Genomic DNA, 17,549 nt, shown 5'->3' on the forward strand with positions numbered 1-17,549 from the left:
AAAAGATTATTTTTATATAATTAAAACATAGGGGATAGGAGAGTGTAGTTCAAATGAGATTTAGTCAGATAATGAGTGATTTCATAGACAATGAAGATTACTGTTCAATTGAATATTTTATTCACAAATACAAAGTATCTAAAAGAACAATTCAAAGTGACATTTCATATCTCATGAGAATTTCAGCTAGTAAAGGATTTGAAATACATACCAAAAGGGGTGTGGGATATTTATTAGAGATTAAGGACGATGAATTATTCGGGAAATTTCTTAAAACTTTAGATGAAAACATTGTTTTTAAGATAAAAGAAAGGCCATCTCAAGTACTGGCATTTTTATCAGTCCAAGATGAATACATTTCAATGGATAAAGTTGCAGACACTTTTCAAGTTTCTAAAACATTGATCAAGCATGACATTAAAGAGGTAGAGGAACTAGCTAAAGGTTATTATCTGGCTTTGGAAAAAAAGAGTCATCATGGAATAAGAATAGTTTCTTCAGATAGAAATCTTAAAAAATACTTATGCCAGGAATATCAAACTAAAAACGTATTTGTTAGAATGGCAGTTGACGGTGTTGTAATTGACTTTTCACATGTTGAGTCTCAATTGATAAGACAGATGAACAAAGAAAAATTAAATATTAATTATAATGAGCTATTAAATATGATAGTTTATCTAAAGTCCATGGTATATATTTCACTAAAAGGAAATAAGCAGCCTGTCCAAGATTATGAATTTCATGAATCTAATCCTATTGAAAAAATTGTTGAATCATTAATTCATATAATGGAAAAGAAATATAAGGTATGCTTTGATAAGGATAGCGTTGAGGAATTGATAGAAGTTATGCAGAAAAATATCCATAGGAAAGATACCTATGTTTCTTTCACTGACAATTTGATTGATGATATAGAAGTTTTTTTGAAAAAAACAGATGAAACTTATGATACTCATTTTTTTGAAGATCAGGACTTGAAACGGCTTTTACTTTCGCATATATCCTTATTAGTAGACAGGCTTCACAATAAAATTTCATATAAAAATGCTCTGGCAAATGAGCTAAGTATCACATATCCCATGATATTTAATATAGCAATACAATTTTGTGATATTCTCCATGAAAAGTATAATGTAGAATTTACCTTTGATGAAATAGGTTTTGTAGCTATGCATTTTGCAGCACATATGGTAAAGGAGAAACAGCTAAAGCTTCAATCTTACAATAAAATCTGCGTAGTATGCTCTTCTGGCGGTGGAAGCGCATATATGATTAAAATGCAGCTTGAATCCGTATTCCCAAAGTCAGAAGTCAAAACCTTCTCTTTTTTGCAGCAGGATGAGATGATCAGCTATAAACCCGATATTATTTTTACAGTTATACCAATATCTTATGATGCCCACATACCTATCATTTATATAAAAGAGCTTTTGGATGACAAAGATCTATATAGAATTAGGCAGATTATCGAGTGCGATGATTATGATCCATATACATTGATTAATGAAAATCCAATATACTATTCCTATTTCTCAAAGGAATTTTTCAATATAACAGAAGAAGATAACTATGAACATCTCATTAGAAATATGGCAGAAGAGCTTGAAAAGAAAGGATATGGCAAGGAAGGATATGCAGACTTAGTTATGGAAAGAGAGGCATTCATAAGTACCATTTATTTAAATGGCGTATGCATACCTCATCCTATTGAAACAGATGCCTTAAGAAATGCAATATCAGTCAGTATATTAAAAAAGCCCTTTATGTGGCTGGAAAAAGAAGTAAGGATCATTTTTATGATTTGTTTAAAAAAGGAACAGGTTGAGGTCTATAAAGACATTACTAAAAAGTTATATCAGCTTATGCAGGAGCCAAAATACTTAGAAAGAGTTATTCGTGTTAAATCTTTTGAAGAGCTTATGGCAGTGATGAAAGAGATGGGAGGTGTTAATTATGAATGATATTTTATTGAAAGCACTAAGTGATGCGGACAGTATAGCTTCAAATGAAAATGAAGTCAGAGAGATTTTATACAAGGAACTTACAAAATATAGTGATGAGGTTTTTTGTGATAATATTGGAAGCATTATATTTCATAAAAAAGGGAAAGGTGAGAATCCACTGAAAATTATGTTCTGCGCCCATATGGATGAAGTGGGCTTTATGGTTCGCAGTATTTCTGATATCGGGTTTATTTATCTTATAGCTGTCGGCAGGGTGCAGGATAAAAGCAAAGAAATGCAGTTAGTTAGACTAACAACCTTTACTGGTAAAAAAATAGAGGGACTGTTAAATGTTACGAAAGATAGTGAAGGAAATATAAAAGATATGTACGTTGACATTGGATGTGACACTTTTGATGAGGTTAAATCACTGGGTGTAGAGATAGGCAATATGGTCTGCTTCGCAAGTGAAGCAAGACAATTATCAAATGAAAAGGTTTATATGGGAAAAGCAATGGATGACAGGACAGGCTGCTATGTTATTGCCGAGGCCATGAAGAGGATGAAAGATGATTTGGAAAACGATATCTATTTTGTTGGAACAAGCAGTGAGGAAGTCGGAACCAGGGGAGGGAAAACTTCAGCTTATATAATAAATCCAGACATAGTATTTGCTTTAGATGTAGCAAACAATCCTGAACTTACAAAAAATTATACAAATCATCGCCTTATTGGAAAGGGACCAATGATTGTGCATTATGATAAGACTATGTCTCCTAATATAAAACTCCTAAGGTATGTTATGAATATGGCGGATGAAAAAGGAATTCCATATCAATGCGATATGTTTAGCGGGGGAGGAACTGATGCTGGAAATGCACATTTAGATCGAGGAGGAAAACTATCATTGGTCTTAGGAATACCACTACGATATTGCCATGGTGCATATTCTTTTGTCCATAGTGATGATTTGGAAAATTTAATTAAACTTGTCTATGAGCTATGTTATCGTTTAAAACGTAAAGATTACGAAAAATTTATAGATTTTTTAGGAGGATATGAAAATGACTGAAGTAGAACAAAGCATTATTATGGAGATGATTTCTTCCGCTGGTGAAAGTAAGGTGAAATCTTTTGAAGCATTAAAAAAGGTAAAGACGAAAGAGTATGATGAGGCTCGTAAATTATTAAATGAAGCCAGAGAGGCAGATTTGGCTGCTCATCAAATTCAAACAAAGATTATAACTGCTGAATTGTCAAATAGCGAAAATAAACCTGAAGTTGGGTTATTAATGGTACATGCACAAGACCATTACATGACAGCTCAATTAGCTAGAGATCTAATTGAGGCGTTAATAAATGTATTTGAAGAAAGGGAGGAAAAGTAAAATGAAGATTGTATTATGTTGCGCAGGAGGCTTTTCAACGACTATGCTTATGGACAGTATGAAAAATACCATTAAAAAAAGTGAAAAACTTAAAGAGGAGGATTTTAAATTCATTGCAATCCCTGTAGATATTCTTGAAAGTGAAGTAGAAGGTTGTGATGCGGTTGTTGTAGGACCACAAATTGCACATAAGCTTGATTATATTAAATCAATTATTGATCCACATGAGATTCCTTATGTTGTTGTAGATAAGGAGACTTATGGCAAGATGGATGGAGCAACAGTATTAAAAAAAGTTCTTATAGAACGTAAAAAAGCTGATATGAAAAAAATAAAGTAAGGAGGGTGAATAATGTTTAACAAGTTTGAAGCTTTTATGAGCAAGTACTTAGCGCCACTTGCTAACAAGATGGATAAAGAAATTCATTTAAGTGCCATTAAAAAAGCCATGGTAGCTTTAATGCCTTTGTTAATTATTGGTAGTTTTTGTTTGATTCCAGAAGCCATCCCTAATATGATTGGTGAGAATAATCCAATATCTCAATGGATATTAGCTAATCTTGATATTATTTATATTCCTTACAACGTAGGTATGGCACTGATGGCCTTATACGCTACAGCTTTTATGGCCTATCATCTTGCCAATTCCTACAAGCTGGATGTACCAGGGTGTATCAGTATGGCGGTTATTTCTTTCCTTATGATGACTGTTGATTATACAAAAGATGGTGGGATTATAACTAAATATTTAGGACCAAAAGGTCTGTTTGCAGCGATGTTTGCAGCAATTATTGCAGTGGAATTATATCGCTGGTGTAAAAAGAAGAAATTCACAATTAAAATGCCTGATTCAGTACCAGATTTTGTTTCAAGATCTTTTGAAATGATTCCAATATCAATTATTATTATTGGTTTCTTCTTAATTATACGTATTGTGTGTGTGAATGTGTTTAATATTATGCCTCCATTAATTTTTACAAGCATATTTGCACCATTAGTAGGGTCTATGGACAATCCGTTGTCTTATACATTCTTAAAGATATTGCAATGTTTATTATTTTTCTTTGGAATTCATCCTTCTGTATTGAGTCCAATAACAACTCCAATTTCTACTCAGTTCCTAGCAGAAAATATAGCTAACTATAAAGCTGGATTAGCCATGACTCATTTCTTCGCCCCAGGTCCAGAGTCTGCATTTGGTAACTTTACAGGAACAGGTATAACATTTGGTCTAGTATTCTGGTGCTTATTATCTAAATCAAAGGCCTTAAAGCAGATAGGACGTGTCGCATTAATTCCTGCATTATTTGGAATAAACGAACCAATACTATTTGGTGCTCCAATTGTATTAAATCCTATATTTTTTATTCCATACGTTATTTGCGGTGGAATTATAGGAACTATCCCTGGTTGGATGATGAAATTTGGAATGTTAAGCTGTTCATTCTTTACACCTCCTTATGTGGGTGTTTTCTTAGAAGGATATCTTACTAATATGGATCCAATGTCCATTGTTGCAAATGGAATTCAATTAGTCCTATCACTTGTTGTATGGTATCCATTTTTTAAGATATACGAAAAACGTTATCGACAAAAGGAAAATGATAAGAATAACATGTCTAAAGAAGATGAAGAAATCTTAAAGGATCTCGATTTGGATTTCTAAAAAGAAGGAGCTGTAGCACAAAGAATAAGGCACAATTAAAAAAATAACATAGCCTATTTTCCATCATACTGCGTCGTCAAATTGTCCTAATAGGCCCACTATGAGACCAATTTATCTCCTTGTCTGATGAAAAATATTCACAGCAACTTTAGACTTGTTATTTATTTTCATGTGCCTAAAGTCACGATATATTGTATTGGATTTTTAAATCTTAAGACAACATATCGTAGTTAAATTTCTTAATGTGACAGCTCCTCATTTTTAAGGATGGTGATAATATGCCTAAAAGAATAGAAAAAATACATGAGTTTATGCATCATAATAATATTGATGCTCTTCTTATTAAAAGTAAAACCATGAAAAAATGGTTATCAACTATGACAGGCAGCGGATGCAATGTCTTAATCACTCAAAATAAAGGTTTCCTTATATTAGATGGGAGATATCTGACTGAGGCTAAAGAAAAAGAACATGATCTTGAAATTATTCTTCACTCACCTCATGAAATGGGATGTAATTATCTAGCGGCAGTTCAAGATATATTGAAAAAAGAACATTGCCGAAATTTAGGGGTTGAAGCTTCTCAGATGTTAGTTAAAGAATACAGAGATGTTGAAAAGATTGGCGTTCAGATTATTTTGTTAGATGAAGAAATAGCTGATTTACGTATTGTTAAACAGCAGGAAGAAATAGATATCATGCAAGAGGCAGTTGATATCACAGACGATATTTATAAAAAAGTGCTTGGCAATATACATGTAGGAATGACAGAGTATGAAATAAGCGCTTTGGTCCAATATTATTCAATTGTGCAAGGAGCGCAGCAAATGTCTTTTGATACAATTGTAACAACTGGGGAAAGGACCGCTTTTCCACATGGCAGGCCAACTGGTCGCAGAGTCAAGGCTCATGAGCCAATTATGATTGATTTTGGGATTCAATATAAAAATTATCAGTCAGATATGACGCGCATGTGCTTTCTAGGAGAGCCTGAACCTAAGATTAAAGAAATTTACGATATAGTTTTGAAAGCACAGCTGGTAGGATTGAACGCTATTAATGCAGGAGTTATTGCAAGTGATGTGGATAAGGCTGCCAGGGATGTTATTGAGAAAAATGGATATGGGCAGTATTTCAATCATGGCCTGGGTCACGGCCTTGGAATCGGTGATGGCTGTGAATTGCCAATTTTGAATTCTACAAGTAAGACCATTTTAAAGGAACATATGATGATGTCCTGTGAGCCTGGAATCTATGTACCGAATATCGGGGGCGTTCGTATTGAAGATGATGTGGTTATCATTGATGGCAGAGGTGTTCCACTAAATAAAACTACAAAGGATTATATAATTTTGGAGGTGAAATAAATGAAATATAATTTTGATGAGGTTCATAATCGCTTGGGAACTTATTCTACACAATGGGATTATATTGAAGATCGCTTTCATAAGAAAGATTTAATACCATTTTCAATTTCAGATACCGATTTTATTACTCCAAAACCAATTACTGAAAAAATTCTTCAAGTTGCCAACCATCAGATATATGGATATACCAGGTGGAATCATCATGATTTCAAATCTTCTATAACAGAGCATTATAAGAGAAGATTTAATACATCCATTGAAGAAGATTGGATTTTATATAGTACAAGCGTTATGTATTCTGTATCATTATTAATCAGGCTGCTAAGTTCTCCAAATGATAAGATTTTGACATTTAATCCTATGTATGATTCATTTTTTACAGTCATAGAGGATAATGACCGTATATTGGTATCAAATGATTTAACTCATAAAGACGGTTCGTTTGAAATTGATTTTGACCTATTTGAAAAACAGGTACAGGACTGCAGAATATTCCTTTTATGCTCTCCACATAATCCTACAGGTATGATATGGTCACAAGATGATATGAAACGCATGGTATCATTGTGTAAAAAATATAATACAAAGATAATTTCGGATGAGATACATATGGATATACAGGTTGGGGAAAAGAAACAAATACCACTTTTATCCTATATCCATGATTATGATGAGTTATATACAGCATCTTCTTCCAGTAAAATATTTAATACCCCTGGTTTGATTGGTTCATATGTGATGATACCAAATGAGACGGTGAGAAATGATTTTTTATATCATACTAGGAAGAGAGATTTTTTGAATTCTGCAAGTATATTTGGAATGTATGCCACAATGGTAGGGTATATGCAATGCGATGATTATATCGATGAGTTAAATGACTATATTCGTGGTAATATGAAGCTGATGGAGGACTTTATTAAGAGTGAGCTTATGGACTTCAAATTTAAAAAGCCAGATGCCACTTATTTGGCATGGATAGACGGAAGGGGAGTTCCATTCACATCTGAACAGATTCAGGATGCGCTAGTAAATGTGGGCGGAGTTGCTATTATGAAGGGCGAGACCTATGGGAAGAATGGTGCGAAATATTTGAGGATGAATTTAGGATGTAGTCGCTCAAAGGTTGAAGATGGGTTAAAGCGATTTAAAAAAGCCATGGATTATTTGTATTCAAAATAGGAGGAATGTTTTATGCATAAATCATGGAGAAAAGTAACATCATGGGTGGATAGGAAGCCGTCTAATGTGAGCATATCAAAACGGCTACTGGCTTACATCATAGATTGGTGTTTGGGAGGAATTATCTCAGGATTCCCTGCGGTCTTAATTTATAGCGCGGTGACAAAGAAAGGAGATATGTTTAGCAATCTCTATGTGTTTGCAAGTCTGGGATATTCAAACGGATGGGCATATTTAGCTGGTGGCCTATGTTTTATTGCAGCTCTAATTTATTATGTATATATACCTTATAAAAAGTACCATGGTCAGACAATTGGAAAGCATTTGGTTAAGATTAAAATCGTAAAAACGGATTATTCAGAAGTAGATTTAAAAACCCTTTTAATAAGACAAATTGTAGGGATCATGGTGATAGAGGGAGCTGCAATTGTTATAACAAGTTATTTAATACAGCTACTTACTCTTGTGACCGGTTTTTATTTTGAATACTATCTTGGAATAGCAGGAAGAATTTTAACAATTGTATCTGGAATTTTGGTTTTAAGTACACTATCACATAGAGCTATTCATGATTATATTTCAGGAACGACGGTTGTATCAGAAAACGCTTAGTATGTTTATGTTATTCATCTTTATCCAGTGAAACTGGATTCGGGTGAGGGGGAATACCAAGCTGGATCTTAGTTGAACTTATCTGGACATCATATGATGCACTCTTGGCAGCAGATCTTCTTGGAAAAGAAATATTAGGTTAAAAATGGAGATACAGAGGATATAATAAATTTATGAGAGTTTATGTGTAGTAAGCTCTCTTTTTTTAGCAGTAAAATGTATATAATTTATATTAAGTATCAAAATTATTAAAAGTATTGGAATATGAAATACAACATTAAAGGTTTATATTTAAGAAGAAAGCTATTCTAATTTTGGTACATGCAGCATACATGTAAGAATCAGTATTATTTAGAACATAACTGTTTTCATGTTAAATATATGGGAAATATTCCTTAGTTTAGTAGAAAATGATATACTGAGAATAAGCGAGATAATGAGTAAAAATTTATCTTATAGCTAGCATCCGTAATACTCTCCAATATATGAAGATCCTCTTCCTTGCGTCAGATTAGGAAGTGATTCACACTAAATCAATTTTTGATGAGGTTAACTCATGAATGAGTTAACTAAGTGACCAAATTGTAAATTTGGACTTTCACTTATCTGCTTAAGTGTGAGATAACGGCTGCATGCTCCTGGATAAGTTCAACTAAATTCAGATGGAGTTTACCATAAAGGGGCACCAAGAAAACTCCACATGAAAAGTTTCACTTTATGAACATAGAGTTAGGGGGAGAGAAATGAGTATAACTGAAATATCAGTAAAAAGACCAGCAGCCATGTGGATGGCAGTAATCTTATTTATTGGACTTGGAATCATGGGTTATAAAAGCATGGGGGCAGATTTAATGCCATCTATGAATATTCCTGTTATATCAATAATGACAACTTATAATGGTGCTAGTGCAGAAGATATTAAGAAAGATATTGTAAAACCAATTGAAGATGCAGTTTCTGGAATAAGCGGTGTTGATGTTTTAAATTCAACTTCTGGAGAAGGCTATGGTACTGTTACAATAACCTTTAAAATGAGTGCAAATATAAATACCGCATATTTAGATGTCCAAAAGGCAGTTGAACTTGCCTCTGCAAGACTTCCTAAAGCCGCAGATAAGCCTATTTTATATAAAATGGATATGAGTTCCATACCTATGATGATAGTTTCAATAAATGGGGATGCCAGTTATGAGGAACTTTATAATCAATCTGATATCTTAAAGCAAAGATTAGAAAAAGTACCTGGGGTGGGGAATATTTCATTGCTAGGTGCTGATAAGAAGCAATTGATGATAAAAATTGATAAAGCAACTATGGAGTATTATGGAGTGAACATTGATACTTTAATGGGCACACTGCAGGCGTCCAACGTTAATGTACCAGCTGGAGAGATTAAACAAGAAGGCTTAGATCAATCTGTTAGAATTATTGGGCAGTTTAGTAGCGTTGATGCAGTTAGAAATCTATTAATACCAACAGGTAATGGAGTGACAATTCGCCTTGGTGATATTGCAAAAGTTGACTTAGAAGTTCCAGATCCTACCGTAGTAACAAGATTTGGTGGTAATAAGACTATAGCAATGATGCTAGGAAAGCAAAGTGATTCAAACGTAGTAGAAGTTGCTGATTCTGTAAAAAAGGAATTAGAAGATGTAAAAAAGACACTTCCAAAAGGAACGGAAGTAAATATTTTAATGGATACTACTACGTTTATTAATTCTTCACTTACTCAAATAAAACATAATCTTGCAGAAGGTATCATAACTACTGCATTTGTACTTTATTTATTCTTCCGTAGTTTCCGTTCTTCACTAGTAGTTTTAATTGCAATTCCAACATCGCTGGTTGCTACGTTTTTTATGATGTATCAGATGCACTTTACTTTAAACATGCTGTCTTTGATGGGCTTATCTCTTGTTGTGGGTACCCTGGTGGATGATTCTATAGTTGTTATAGAAAATATACAGCGGCATATGGATATGGGGAAAAATCCTATAGCTGCAGCCATTGAAGGACGTAAGGAAGTAGGAATGGCAGCAATAGCTATAACTTTATGCGACGTTGTTGTATTTGCCCCTGTTTCACTTGTGTCAGGTTTAGTTGGGCAGATGTTTAGAGAATTTGGACTTACAATAGTTGCAGCTACAATGTTTTCTCTAATTGTATCTTTTACAATTACACCAATGCTTTCTTCAAGGCTATTAAAAAATGAAAGCCTTAAAGAGGTGTTAGTAAAAAAAGAAAAATCTAAATTTTTAAGCAAAATAAATTTTAAATTTATTAAAATAATAAGTTCTAAATTCAGTAGAATAAATGCTAAAACAGAAGGCTCTTTTGAAAAACTAGTAGAAACCTATAGAAAAGCTTTAATATGGTCTTTAGATAACAGGAAAAAAGTTTTAGCTATAGTTGTTGCAGGAGTTGTGCTTAGTGTCATGCTTATTCCAATGGGGGCAATAAAGTCAGAGTTTATACCTATGGCGGATCAGAGTTCTCTTCAAATTAATGTGAAGCTTGCACCGGGATCAACTTTAAAACAAACGGATGAAAAGGTCTCCGAACTAGAAAAATATTTGCAAGGAACAAAAGAAGTAAAAAATTATTTTTCGCTTATTGGACATGATGGAGAAGCAACTGCAGATAAATCCATTGCCCAGATTTTCATTAACCTAGTTCCTAAGGATGAACGTAAAAAAAGTCAAAGTGAACTTGCAAGTGAGATTCGCAGATTTGGTAAAAATATGTCTGGAGTAGATTTAAATTTAGCAGAGTCATCTTCGTCTGGTGGTAGTGGTAAGCCTGTATCAATTAAAATAAAAGGAAATGATTCAGATACTATAAGAGATTTATCCAATGAAGTTGAAAAGTTACTAAACACAGTACCAGGAATCACTGATATAAGTAATTCTACAAGTTCAAGAAGCAGTGAACTTAGGGTAAATATAGATAACCTTGCGGCTACTCAGTACAATATTTCTACTACAAATATAGGAAGTGTTGTTAGAATGGCTCTTGCAGGAACCAATGTTGGAGTATACAGATCAAAGAATGAGGAAAATGATATAACCCTTAAATTTGAAAACGGACAAATAAAGAGTGCTGAAGATCTTAAGTCTTTGAAAATTACAAATTCCTTAGGGCAGCAAATTCCACTTAGTCAAGTTGCTTCTATTCAAAAAATAGATAGCGCCCCTTCTATATCTAGAGAAGATAAACAGGATATGGTTACTGTTGAAGCTAATATTCAAGGAAGGGTTCTTGGAGAAGTTACCGATGATATTAATGCTAAACTAAAGGCGCTTTCGGTTCCTGATGGATATAGTATAAGCTTTGGAGGAAATCAAAAACAGATGGCGGAAAGTTTTTCGTCTCTTGGACTTGCTTTATGTGCATCCTTAGCTCTTGTTTATATGATTTTAGTAGTGCTTTATGAGTCCTTTTTAACTCCATTTATAAGAATGATGGCTCTACCTTGTGCTATTATAGGAGCTTTTGGTTTACTTGCTCTAACTGGACAGACTTTAAATTTAATGTCCATAATTGGATTAATTATGTTAGAAGGATTAGCATCTAAAAATGGTACATTACTTATAGATTATACTAATACCCTTATGAAGAGAGGAATGAATTTAAGAGATGCTCTTATAGAATCTGGTGCTACTAGATTAAGACCGATAATCATGACAAGTGCTACCATGATTGTTTCTATGTTACCAGTTGCTTTATCCATGGGTGAAGGAACTGAGATGAAAAAGAGTATGGCTATAGTAATCATTGGAGGAATGGTTGCATCAACAATACTTTCACCAATTGTATTACCAATTATTTATACATTAATGGATGATTTAAAAAAGGTAGTATCTTTTAAAAAGAAGAAAATTCATACCATAGAAGGAGGTAGCACCTATGAAGTTTAAAGGGTTAAAGAAAAATAAAAAACTTTTAATAGGAGGAGTAGTTTTAGCAATTATTGTAGTCATAGTTATTTCTATCTTTGCTAAAAAGAAACCCATAGAAGTAGTACAAGAGGTTAAAAATGTAAAAACGGAAAAAATAGCAACTGGAACTATTTCTACAAGTGTAGAATATGCAAGTAACCTAAAGCCAGCAAAAGAGGTAGTGGTTTTGCCGAAAGCAGGAGGAAGAGTTGCAACTGTAGATGTAAAGGTTGGAGATAAAGTTAGTGTAGGTAAAACATTATTTACCTTAGATACAACAGATTATGCAGCACAACTTGAGCAGGCAGAGGCTGGAGTGAGTGCAGCTAGTGCTAACTTAGAAAGAACAAGCGACTCAGGGTTTACACAGCAATTATTGCAAGCGGAACAGTTGGTAGGAAAGTTACAAATCCAATATAATAGTGTAAAAGACAGTTATGACAGAACACAAACTTTGTATTCAGCACAAGCAGTAGCTAAAAAGGATTTGGATGACGCAAAAGCTCAATATGATGCAATAGCTATAGACTTAAAAAATGCACAAGATAGCTTAGAGCTACTAAAGAGCAAGTCAGGGCCTCAAGCTACAAAAGCTGCTGAAGCACAGCTTGAACAGGCACAAGCAGGAGTGAGTGCCGTGCAAAATCAAATAAGTAACGCTACCGTTACTGCACCAATAGCTGGAGTTGTGTCAGAAAAAGCTGTAGAAGTAGGACAACTTGCAAGTGCGCAATCAGGATCAGTTACTCTTATAGATTATAATAGTCTAAGTGCAGAAATAAATGTTCCTGATAAGATGCTTGAGAAAATTAAAGTAGGTCTATCTGTACCAGTTACTATAAATACATTACCAGATTCAAAAATAGTTGGAGTAATAGATAATATCAGCCCAAATACAAGTTCTAAAAATAATTTCTACATTGTGAAGGTTAAAATTGATAATACTAATAACAATATACAGGCAGGTATGTTTGCTAAAATATCATTACCAGCTGAAAATAAGGACAACATCCTGATGGTTCCAAATGAAACAATCAAAATGGAGAATGGTGTAAATTATCTTTATGCAGTTGATAATGGCGTGGTTAAAAAGATATCAGTTGAAACAGGAATTTCAAATGAGAAATTTACAGAAGTAACAGGCAAAGTGCAAGAGGGCATAGATGTCATTACTGAAGGCCAGAATTTATTAAGTGATGGAGAAAAGATAAATATAGTACAATAGGAAAATATGAATTTAATCAAAGGTAGTTATAAAAATGAAAAGAGGTTATGTAGGATGTTGATATATTAATAAGGATAAACTTATAAATTTCTTTTCTTATGTTTGTAAACTGAGAATTTCTTGTATTATATTTTAAACATAAGTCATGTTTTTTATGATTCTAAGATTTTTTATAAAAATTTTTATTTTTTTGCAACACTTCTCTAAGTTGGATTGTATTACTAATATAAAGGCAATCAAAAAATAACTAGTCCATCTGCCAATCTATATTCAATCATGCTTTTTAGGCAGATAACACTAATATGTCCGGTCCACTATGAGTGATATCCGCTTTCTTGGTGAATGATATACCCATGGCAATTTTGGACTTGTTATTTTCTTTCAAGTGCCTAAAATGAAAAATTAAGATGCAAGCACATAAAAATAAATACAATATTAGATTGTGCGAGCTTAGAAGGAGAAGATAAGATTATGAAAAAATTAATGATAGGTTTATTAACAGCAGTAACAATTGTGGGGATGTCAGCTCAAGCATTTGCAACAGATGATATATCAAGGCACAAATCTAATCCAGCGAATATTATTTCTGATACTGTTCCAATATCAAACTATGCACCTAAGGATGTCGATATAAACAAGGTAGCAATATGCGGAAAAAATATTGAAATTGGAAGAAACGGAGTTTCAATATATAAGGGAAAAATTATGGTTCCGCTAAAATTTACGGCAGAGAGTCTTGGGTTTAAAGTTGAGCCAGATAAGGATAATAAAGTTATAAGCTTAGATAATGGTACAATTAAGACAAATGTTTATGTGGGACAAGATAGTTATTATTACTCAAGCAGCAAAGCAATAGGATTAACTATGATGCATGAATTAGGTGCAGAACCTATAATAGAGGATAATATGGTGTATGTTCCAATTAATTTTTATAATTTTCTATTCAGTGATCAAAAAACAGTAGGAAGCTTTTTTGTAAGAGATAAAGATGGACAATGGATTTATTCAGCTAATGGGGAGTTAGCAGTAGGATGGAAATTAATAAATAATAAGTGGTATTTCATGAATAATAATGGCATAATGCAAAGAGGATGGGCTCAAACTAATGGCAATTGGTACTATTTATTAAATAATGGAGAAATGGCTGCAGGCACAGTAACCCCAGATGGATATAAAGTAGATGAAAATGGAAAATGGGATGGTAAACCAGCTGCTACTGTAGTAAATAAACCTGAAGATGCAGATGATATAATAAGTCCTATTGAGAGATTTGATACTATAGACGAAGCACAAAAAGCATTAAAATTTAAGATTACAGTGCCAAAAGAATTATTAGGTAAATACAATATAAAATATATAAATACTATATCAAGAGATTTATTTCAAATATGCTATGTAAACAAACAAAATGACATCATATTTAGAATGGGACAAGGAACTTATGATATAAGTGGTGATTATAACAACTACAAAATCAATAATACTGTAAATATAAACGGAATCAATGTAAAAGTAAAAGGAGATGACAATCTTATTAAAGTTGCAGTTTGGAGCGTAAATAATATGTCATATTCTATTTCACTAAATGATGGTATGAAACAAGATGATATTATTAATATTGTAAAAAGTACTTTTTAGTTATACAGAAAATCAACACAAAGACCTAATTTGTGCCTCAAATGATAGAAATTCAATACATATTTCTTCATATGGATTGATGAAATTTTTACTGGAATGTTCGAAGAAGAAGGTTTTATCTATTTATGCATATTTCATAAACAAGTTTTAGAGATGCAATATCTAGGATAACCTCTATCTAAGGATATTTATTAAGATAAATTTCAAGTAACACCATAGCAAATATGTATCTTGTTTCTATCTAGAGGTACAAAACAGGTTTTGTAAAAAAATATAGATACATATTAACCAAGTTTATGATTATATATTCTAGCAAATAATTCTCATTACATATTATTATAATTATAATTAAATAAAGTAAGTTAATCAGAACTTGTATTAGAAAGAAATTTAAATAACAAGTAACATAAGTAGAGACATGAATAATAAGGAAGAGTTTATTTTGGGACTATGGATAAACAGTTTGAAATATAGATTTAAGGAATACTATAACGTTTCATATGGTATTTATTAGATAAAGATATTTAGTTGCTAAAATGGTGAAATCTACACCTTAGAATCTTCGGCGATATTTTCATAGCTTTTCGGAACAAAATATTTATGATTTCGGTAAGTTACCACATAAATTTAGTTTTAAAGTTGAATATCTACAATACATTGTTGTGCTACTGGATGGAAGGATGAGTTTTTTAATGAAAGATGTTTCATTGCGTACGGATGAAATTATTTCACAAGATTTAGATCATTATGGAGATATGCTGCTGAGGCTTGCATATTCATATATGAAAAATATATACGATGCAGAAGATGCTGTTCAAGATGTTTTTGTACAATTGCTTAAAAATATAGAGATATTTGAAAGCGACGATCACAAAAAGCATTGGCTTATTTGTGTTACCAGAAATATATGCAAAAATAAGTTGAAATCAGTATGGTTTAAAAAGCATGTAGAGTTAACTGATATGCCCTATTATGATGAATATAAAGATAACAATGTTTTAAATCAGGTTATGAAACTTCCACTGAAATATAGAGAAATTATTCATTTATATTATTATGAAGGCTATACTACGGTTGAAATATCAAATATAGTAAATAAGAAAGAAGCTACAGTAAGATCATTACTTAGCAGAGGAAGAAATATGTTAAAAATAGAGCTGAAGGAGGAGTATGATTTTGAGTAAGAAATATAAAGAAGAACTAAATAAAATAGTGATGAATGATGATATAAAAAAAAGAATACTCCAAAATGTTTTGGCTGAAAATAAAAATGATAACAATGAAGAAAAAGAAATAAAAGTTGAAACTACTATGCCAAAAGTAAAGAAATATAATGTTAAAAGAAATATGCAAATGGCGGCAGCCTGTGGTGCAATACTTATATGTTTAAGTGTAGCTAAAAGTTATCCTATGCTCTTCAAACATTCGTCTAATGATTTAGAACAGACTGAAGTGGAAGAAAATCATGAGGATAAGAATAATGACTTAAAATCTAGTGATGATAGTGAATTGATCTATAATAATGATAGTAAAGAAGCATCTGATAATGATCATAAAGAAGAGATAGCTGTAAATCAAAATAATAGAAATAATAATAAAAATGATAATAACTATAATAATGGCAGTAATCATGTGAACAAAAATACCAATAATGTCTCAAAAGCTGGACAGGAAAGAAAAGATAGCTCACAATCTAACTCAGGATCAGAGGGAAAGAAGAAGCAGTCATCAGGTAATAATGATAATAAAGCTAAAGATAATAAGGCTATAGAAAATTCGAATACTTCTTCAAAAACAAATCATAACGATGATATTAATAATAAAGAAAATAAAAATCCAACAAGCACAGATCAAAAAACATCTCCAGAAGATGTAAAGGAAAATAAAATATCTGGGGATAATACAGATGATAGTGTCTCTAGTACACCAGTTGCAATGAACAAAGACGTAAGTTATAGTCAAGAATATAAGACATTAGATGAAGCGGAAAAAGCATTGAATTTGAAAGTGATTCCATTAAAAACATTGCCTAATGGATTTAAAGTAGAAAATGTAAGTGTTATATCAAATGAAATGATACAAGTAGATTATAACAATGATAATAGCAATATGGTTTTCAGAGCAGGCAAAAGCACCGACAATATAAGTGGAGATTATAATACCTATCAAGTTAAGAATACAGTAAAAGTAAATGGGATAGACGTAACTCTTGAGGGAAACAAAAATGAAGAGTATAACTTAGCAACATGGAAAAAGGATGATATATCATATTCAATTTCAACTGAAGATGGTATTAATGAAAAAACAGTATTAGATATGATAATGTAACCACATTATTTTTAAGGAGTATAAAACCATGATGTATCTTATAATGATACTTCATGGTTTTAATTTGCTTTGTAATGGACAACACTAATTTTTTTAGATATTTAGTGTTGTCATTTTTATAAAAAATAAATCAGAACTGATTCTCGTTAATATTTAATTAGGATTTTATTTACATAATATGCTATAATTACTATAATAGTGCATTTTTACTTGAATAATTTTACAGTTAAATAAAAAAGCCGATTCCTAAACTATTTTTAAT

At 32.2% G+C, this 17,549-nt stretch carries 13 protein-coding genes; all 13 read left to right on the plus strand.

Going from position 1 to position 17,549, the window contains the following annotated elements; all coding sequences use genetic code 11:
- Positions 1-53: 53 nt before the first annotated feature.
- The 13 genes from L3B96_RS18035 (at position 54) to L3B96_RS18095 (ending at position 17,287) form a co-directional block, all read left to right on the plus strand.
- On the plus strand, positions 54-1,961 hold the full coding sequence (locus tag L3B96_RS18035) for a PTS sugar transporter subunit IIA (RefSeq protein ID WP_238948240.1): 1,908 nt from the start codon (positions 54-56) through the stop codon (positions 1,959-1,961).
- The gene (gene ypdE, locus L3B96_RS18040) at positions 1,954-3,015 is read left to right on the plus strand and encodes an aminopeptidase (RefSeq protein WP_238948241.1); all 1,062 of its coding nucleotides are present in this window, start codon (positions 1,954-1,956) and stop codon (positions 3,013-3,015) included. Before L3B96_RS18035 ends, ypdE begins: the two co-directional genes overlap by 8 nt.
- Entirely contained in the window at positions 3,008-3,331 is a 324-nt protein-coding gene (locus tag L3B96_RS18045) for a PTS lactose/cellobiose transporter subunit IIA (RefSeq protein ID WP_017210580.1), read from the plus strand. The genes ypdE and L3B96_RS18045 overlap by 8 nt, the downstream gene beginning before the upstream one ends.
- 1 nt (position 3,332) lies before the next feature.
- On the plus strand, positions 3,333-3,671 hold the full coding sequence (locus L3B96_RS18050; RefSeq protein ID WP_039768523.1) for a PTS sugar transporter subunit IIB: 339 nt from the start codon (positions 3,333-3,335) through the stop codon (positions 3,669-3,671).
- Positions 3,672-3,683: 12 nt separating this feature from the next.
- Positions 3,684-4,997: a PTS transporter subunit EIIC gene (locus L3B96_RS18055; protein ID WP_238948242.1), complete on the plus strand. Its 1,314-nt coding sequence runs from the start codon at positions 3,684-3,686 to the stop codon at positions 4,995-4,997.
- A gap of 278 nt (positions 4,998-5,275) precedes the next feature.
- Positions 5,276-6,364: a Xaa-Pro peptidase family protein gene (locus L3B96_RS18060; RefSeq protein ID WP_238948243.1), complete on the plus strand. Its 1,089-nt coding sequence runs from the start codon at positions 5,276-5,278 to the stop codon at positions 6,362-6,364.
- The gene (locus L3B96_RS18065) at positions 6,365-7,546 is read left to right on the plus strand and encodes an aminotransferase class I/II-fold pyridoxal phosphate-dependent enzyme (RefSeq protein ID WP_238948244.1); all 1,182 of its coding nucleotides are present in this window, start codon (positions 6,365-6,367) and stop codon (positions 7,544-7,546) included.
- A gap of 45 nt (positions 7,547-7,591) precedes the next feature.
- Complete coding sequence (locus L3B96_RS18070) at positions 7,592-8,158, plus strand: RDD family protein (RefSeq protein ID WP_238948245.1); 567 nt, start codon at positions 7,592-7,594, stop codon at positions 8,156-8,158.
- Positions 8,159-8,901: 743 nt separating this feature from the next.
- On the plus strand, positions 8,902-12,075 hold the full coding sequence (locus L3B96_RS18075) for an efflux RND transporter permease subunit (protein ID WP_238948246.1): 3,174 nt from the start codon (positions 8,902-8,904) through the stop codon (positions 12,073-12,075).
- Complete coding sequence (locus tag L3B96_RS18080; protein ID WP_238948247.1) at positions 12,065-13,321, plus strand: efflux RND transporter periplasmic adaptor subunit; 1,257 nt, start codon at positions 12,065-12,067, stop codon at positions 13,319-13,321. Before L3B96_RS18075 ends, L3B96_RS18080 begins: the two co-directional genes overlap by 11 nt.
- Positions 13,322-13,792: 471 nt before the next feature.
- Positions 13,793-14,959 (plus strand): stalk domain-containing protein, encoded by a 1,167-nt coding sequence (locus tag L3B96_RS18085; RefSeq protein ID WP_238948248.1) that lies wholly within the window; start codon positions 13,793-13,795, stop codon positions 14,957-14,959.
- Positions 14,960-15,651: 692 nt separating this feature from the next.
- A complete protein-coding gene (locus L3B96_RS18090) occupies positions 15,652-16,143 on the plus strand; it encodes a sigma-70 family RNA polymerase sigma factor (protein ID WP_017210572.1) in 492 nt (163 codons plus the stop codon).
- Complete coding sequence (locus L3B96_RS18095; RefSeq protein WP_238948249.1) at positions 16,130-17,287, plus strand: hypothetical protein; 1,158 nt, start codon at positions 16,130-16,132, stop codon at positions 17,285-17,287. Before L3B96_RS18090 ends, L3B96_RS18095 begins: the two co-directional genes overlap by 14 nt.
- The last annotated feature ends 262 nt before the right edge of the window (positions 17,288-17,549 follow it).

Source organism: Clostridium sp. YIM B02569, assembly GCF_022320765.1.
Classification (GTDB): domain Bacteria; phylum Bacillota; class Clostridia; order Clostridiales; family Clostridiaceae; genus Clostridium; species Clostridium beijerinckii.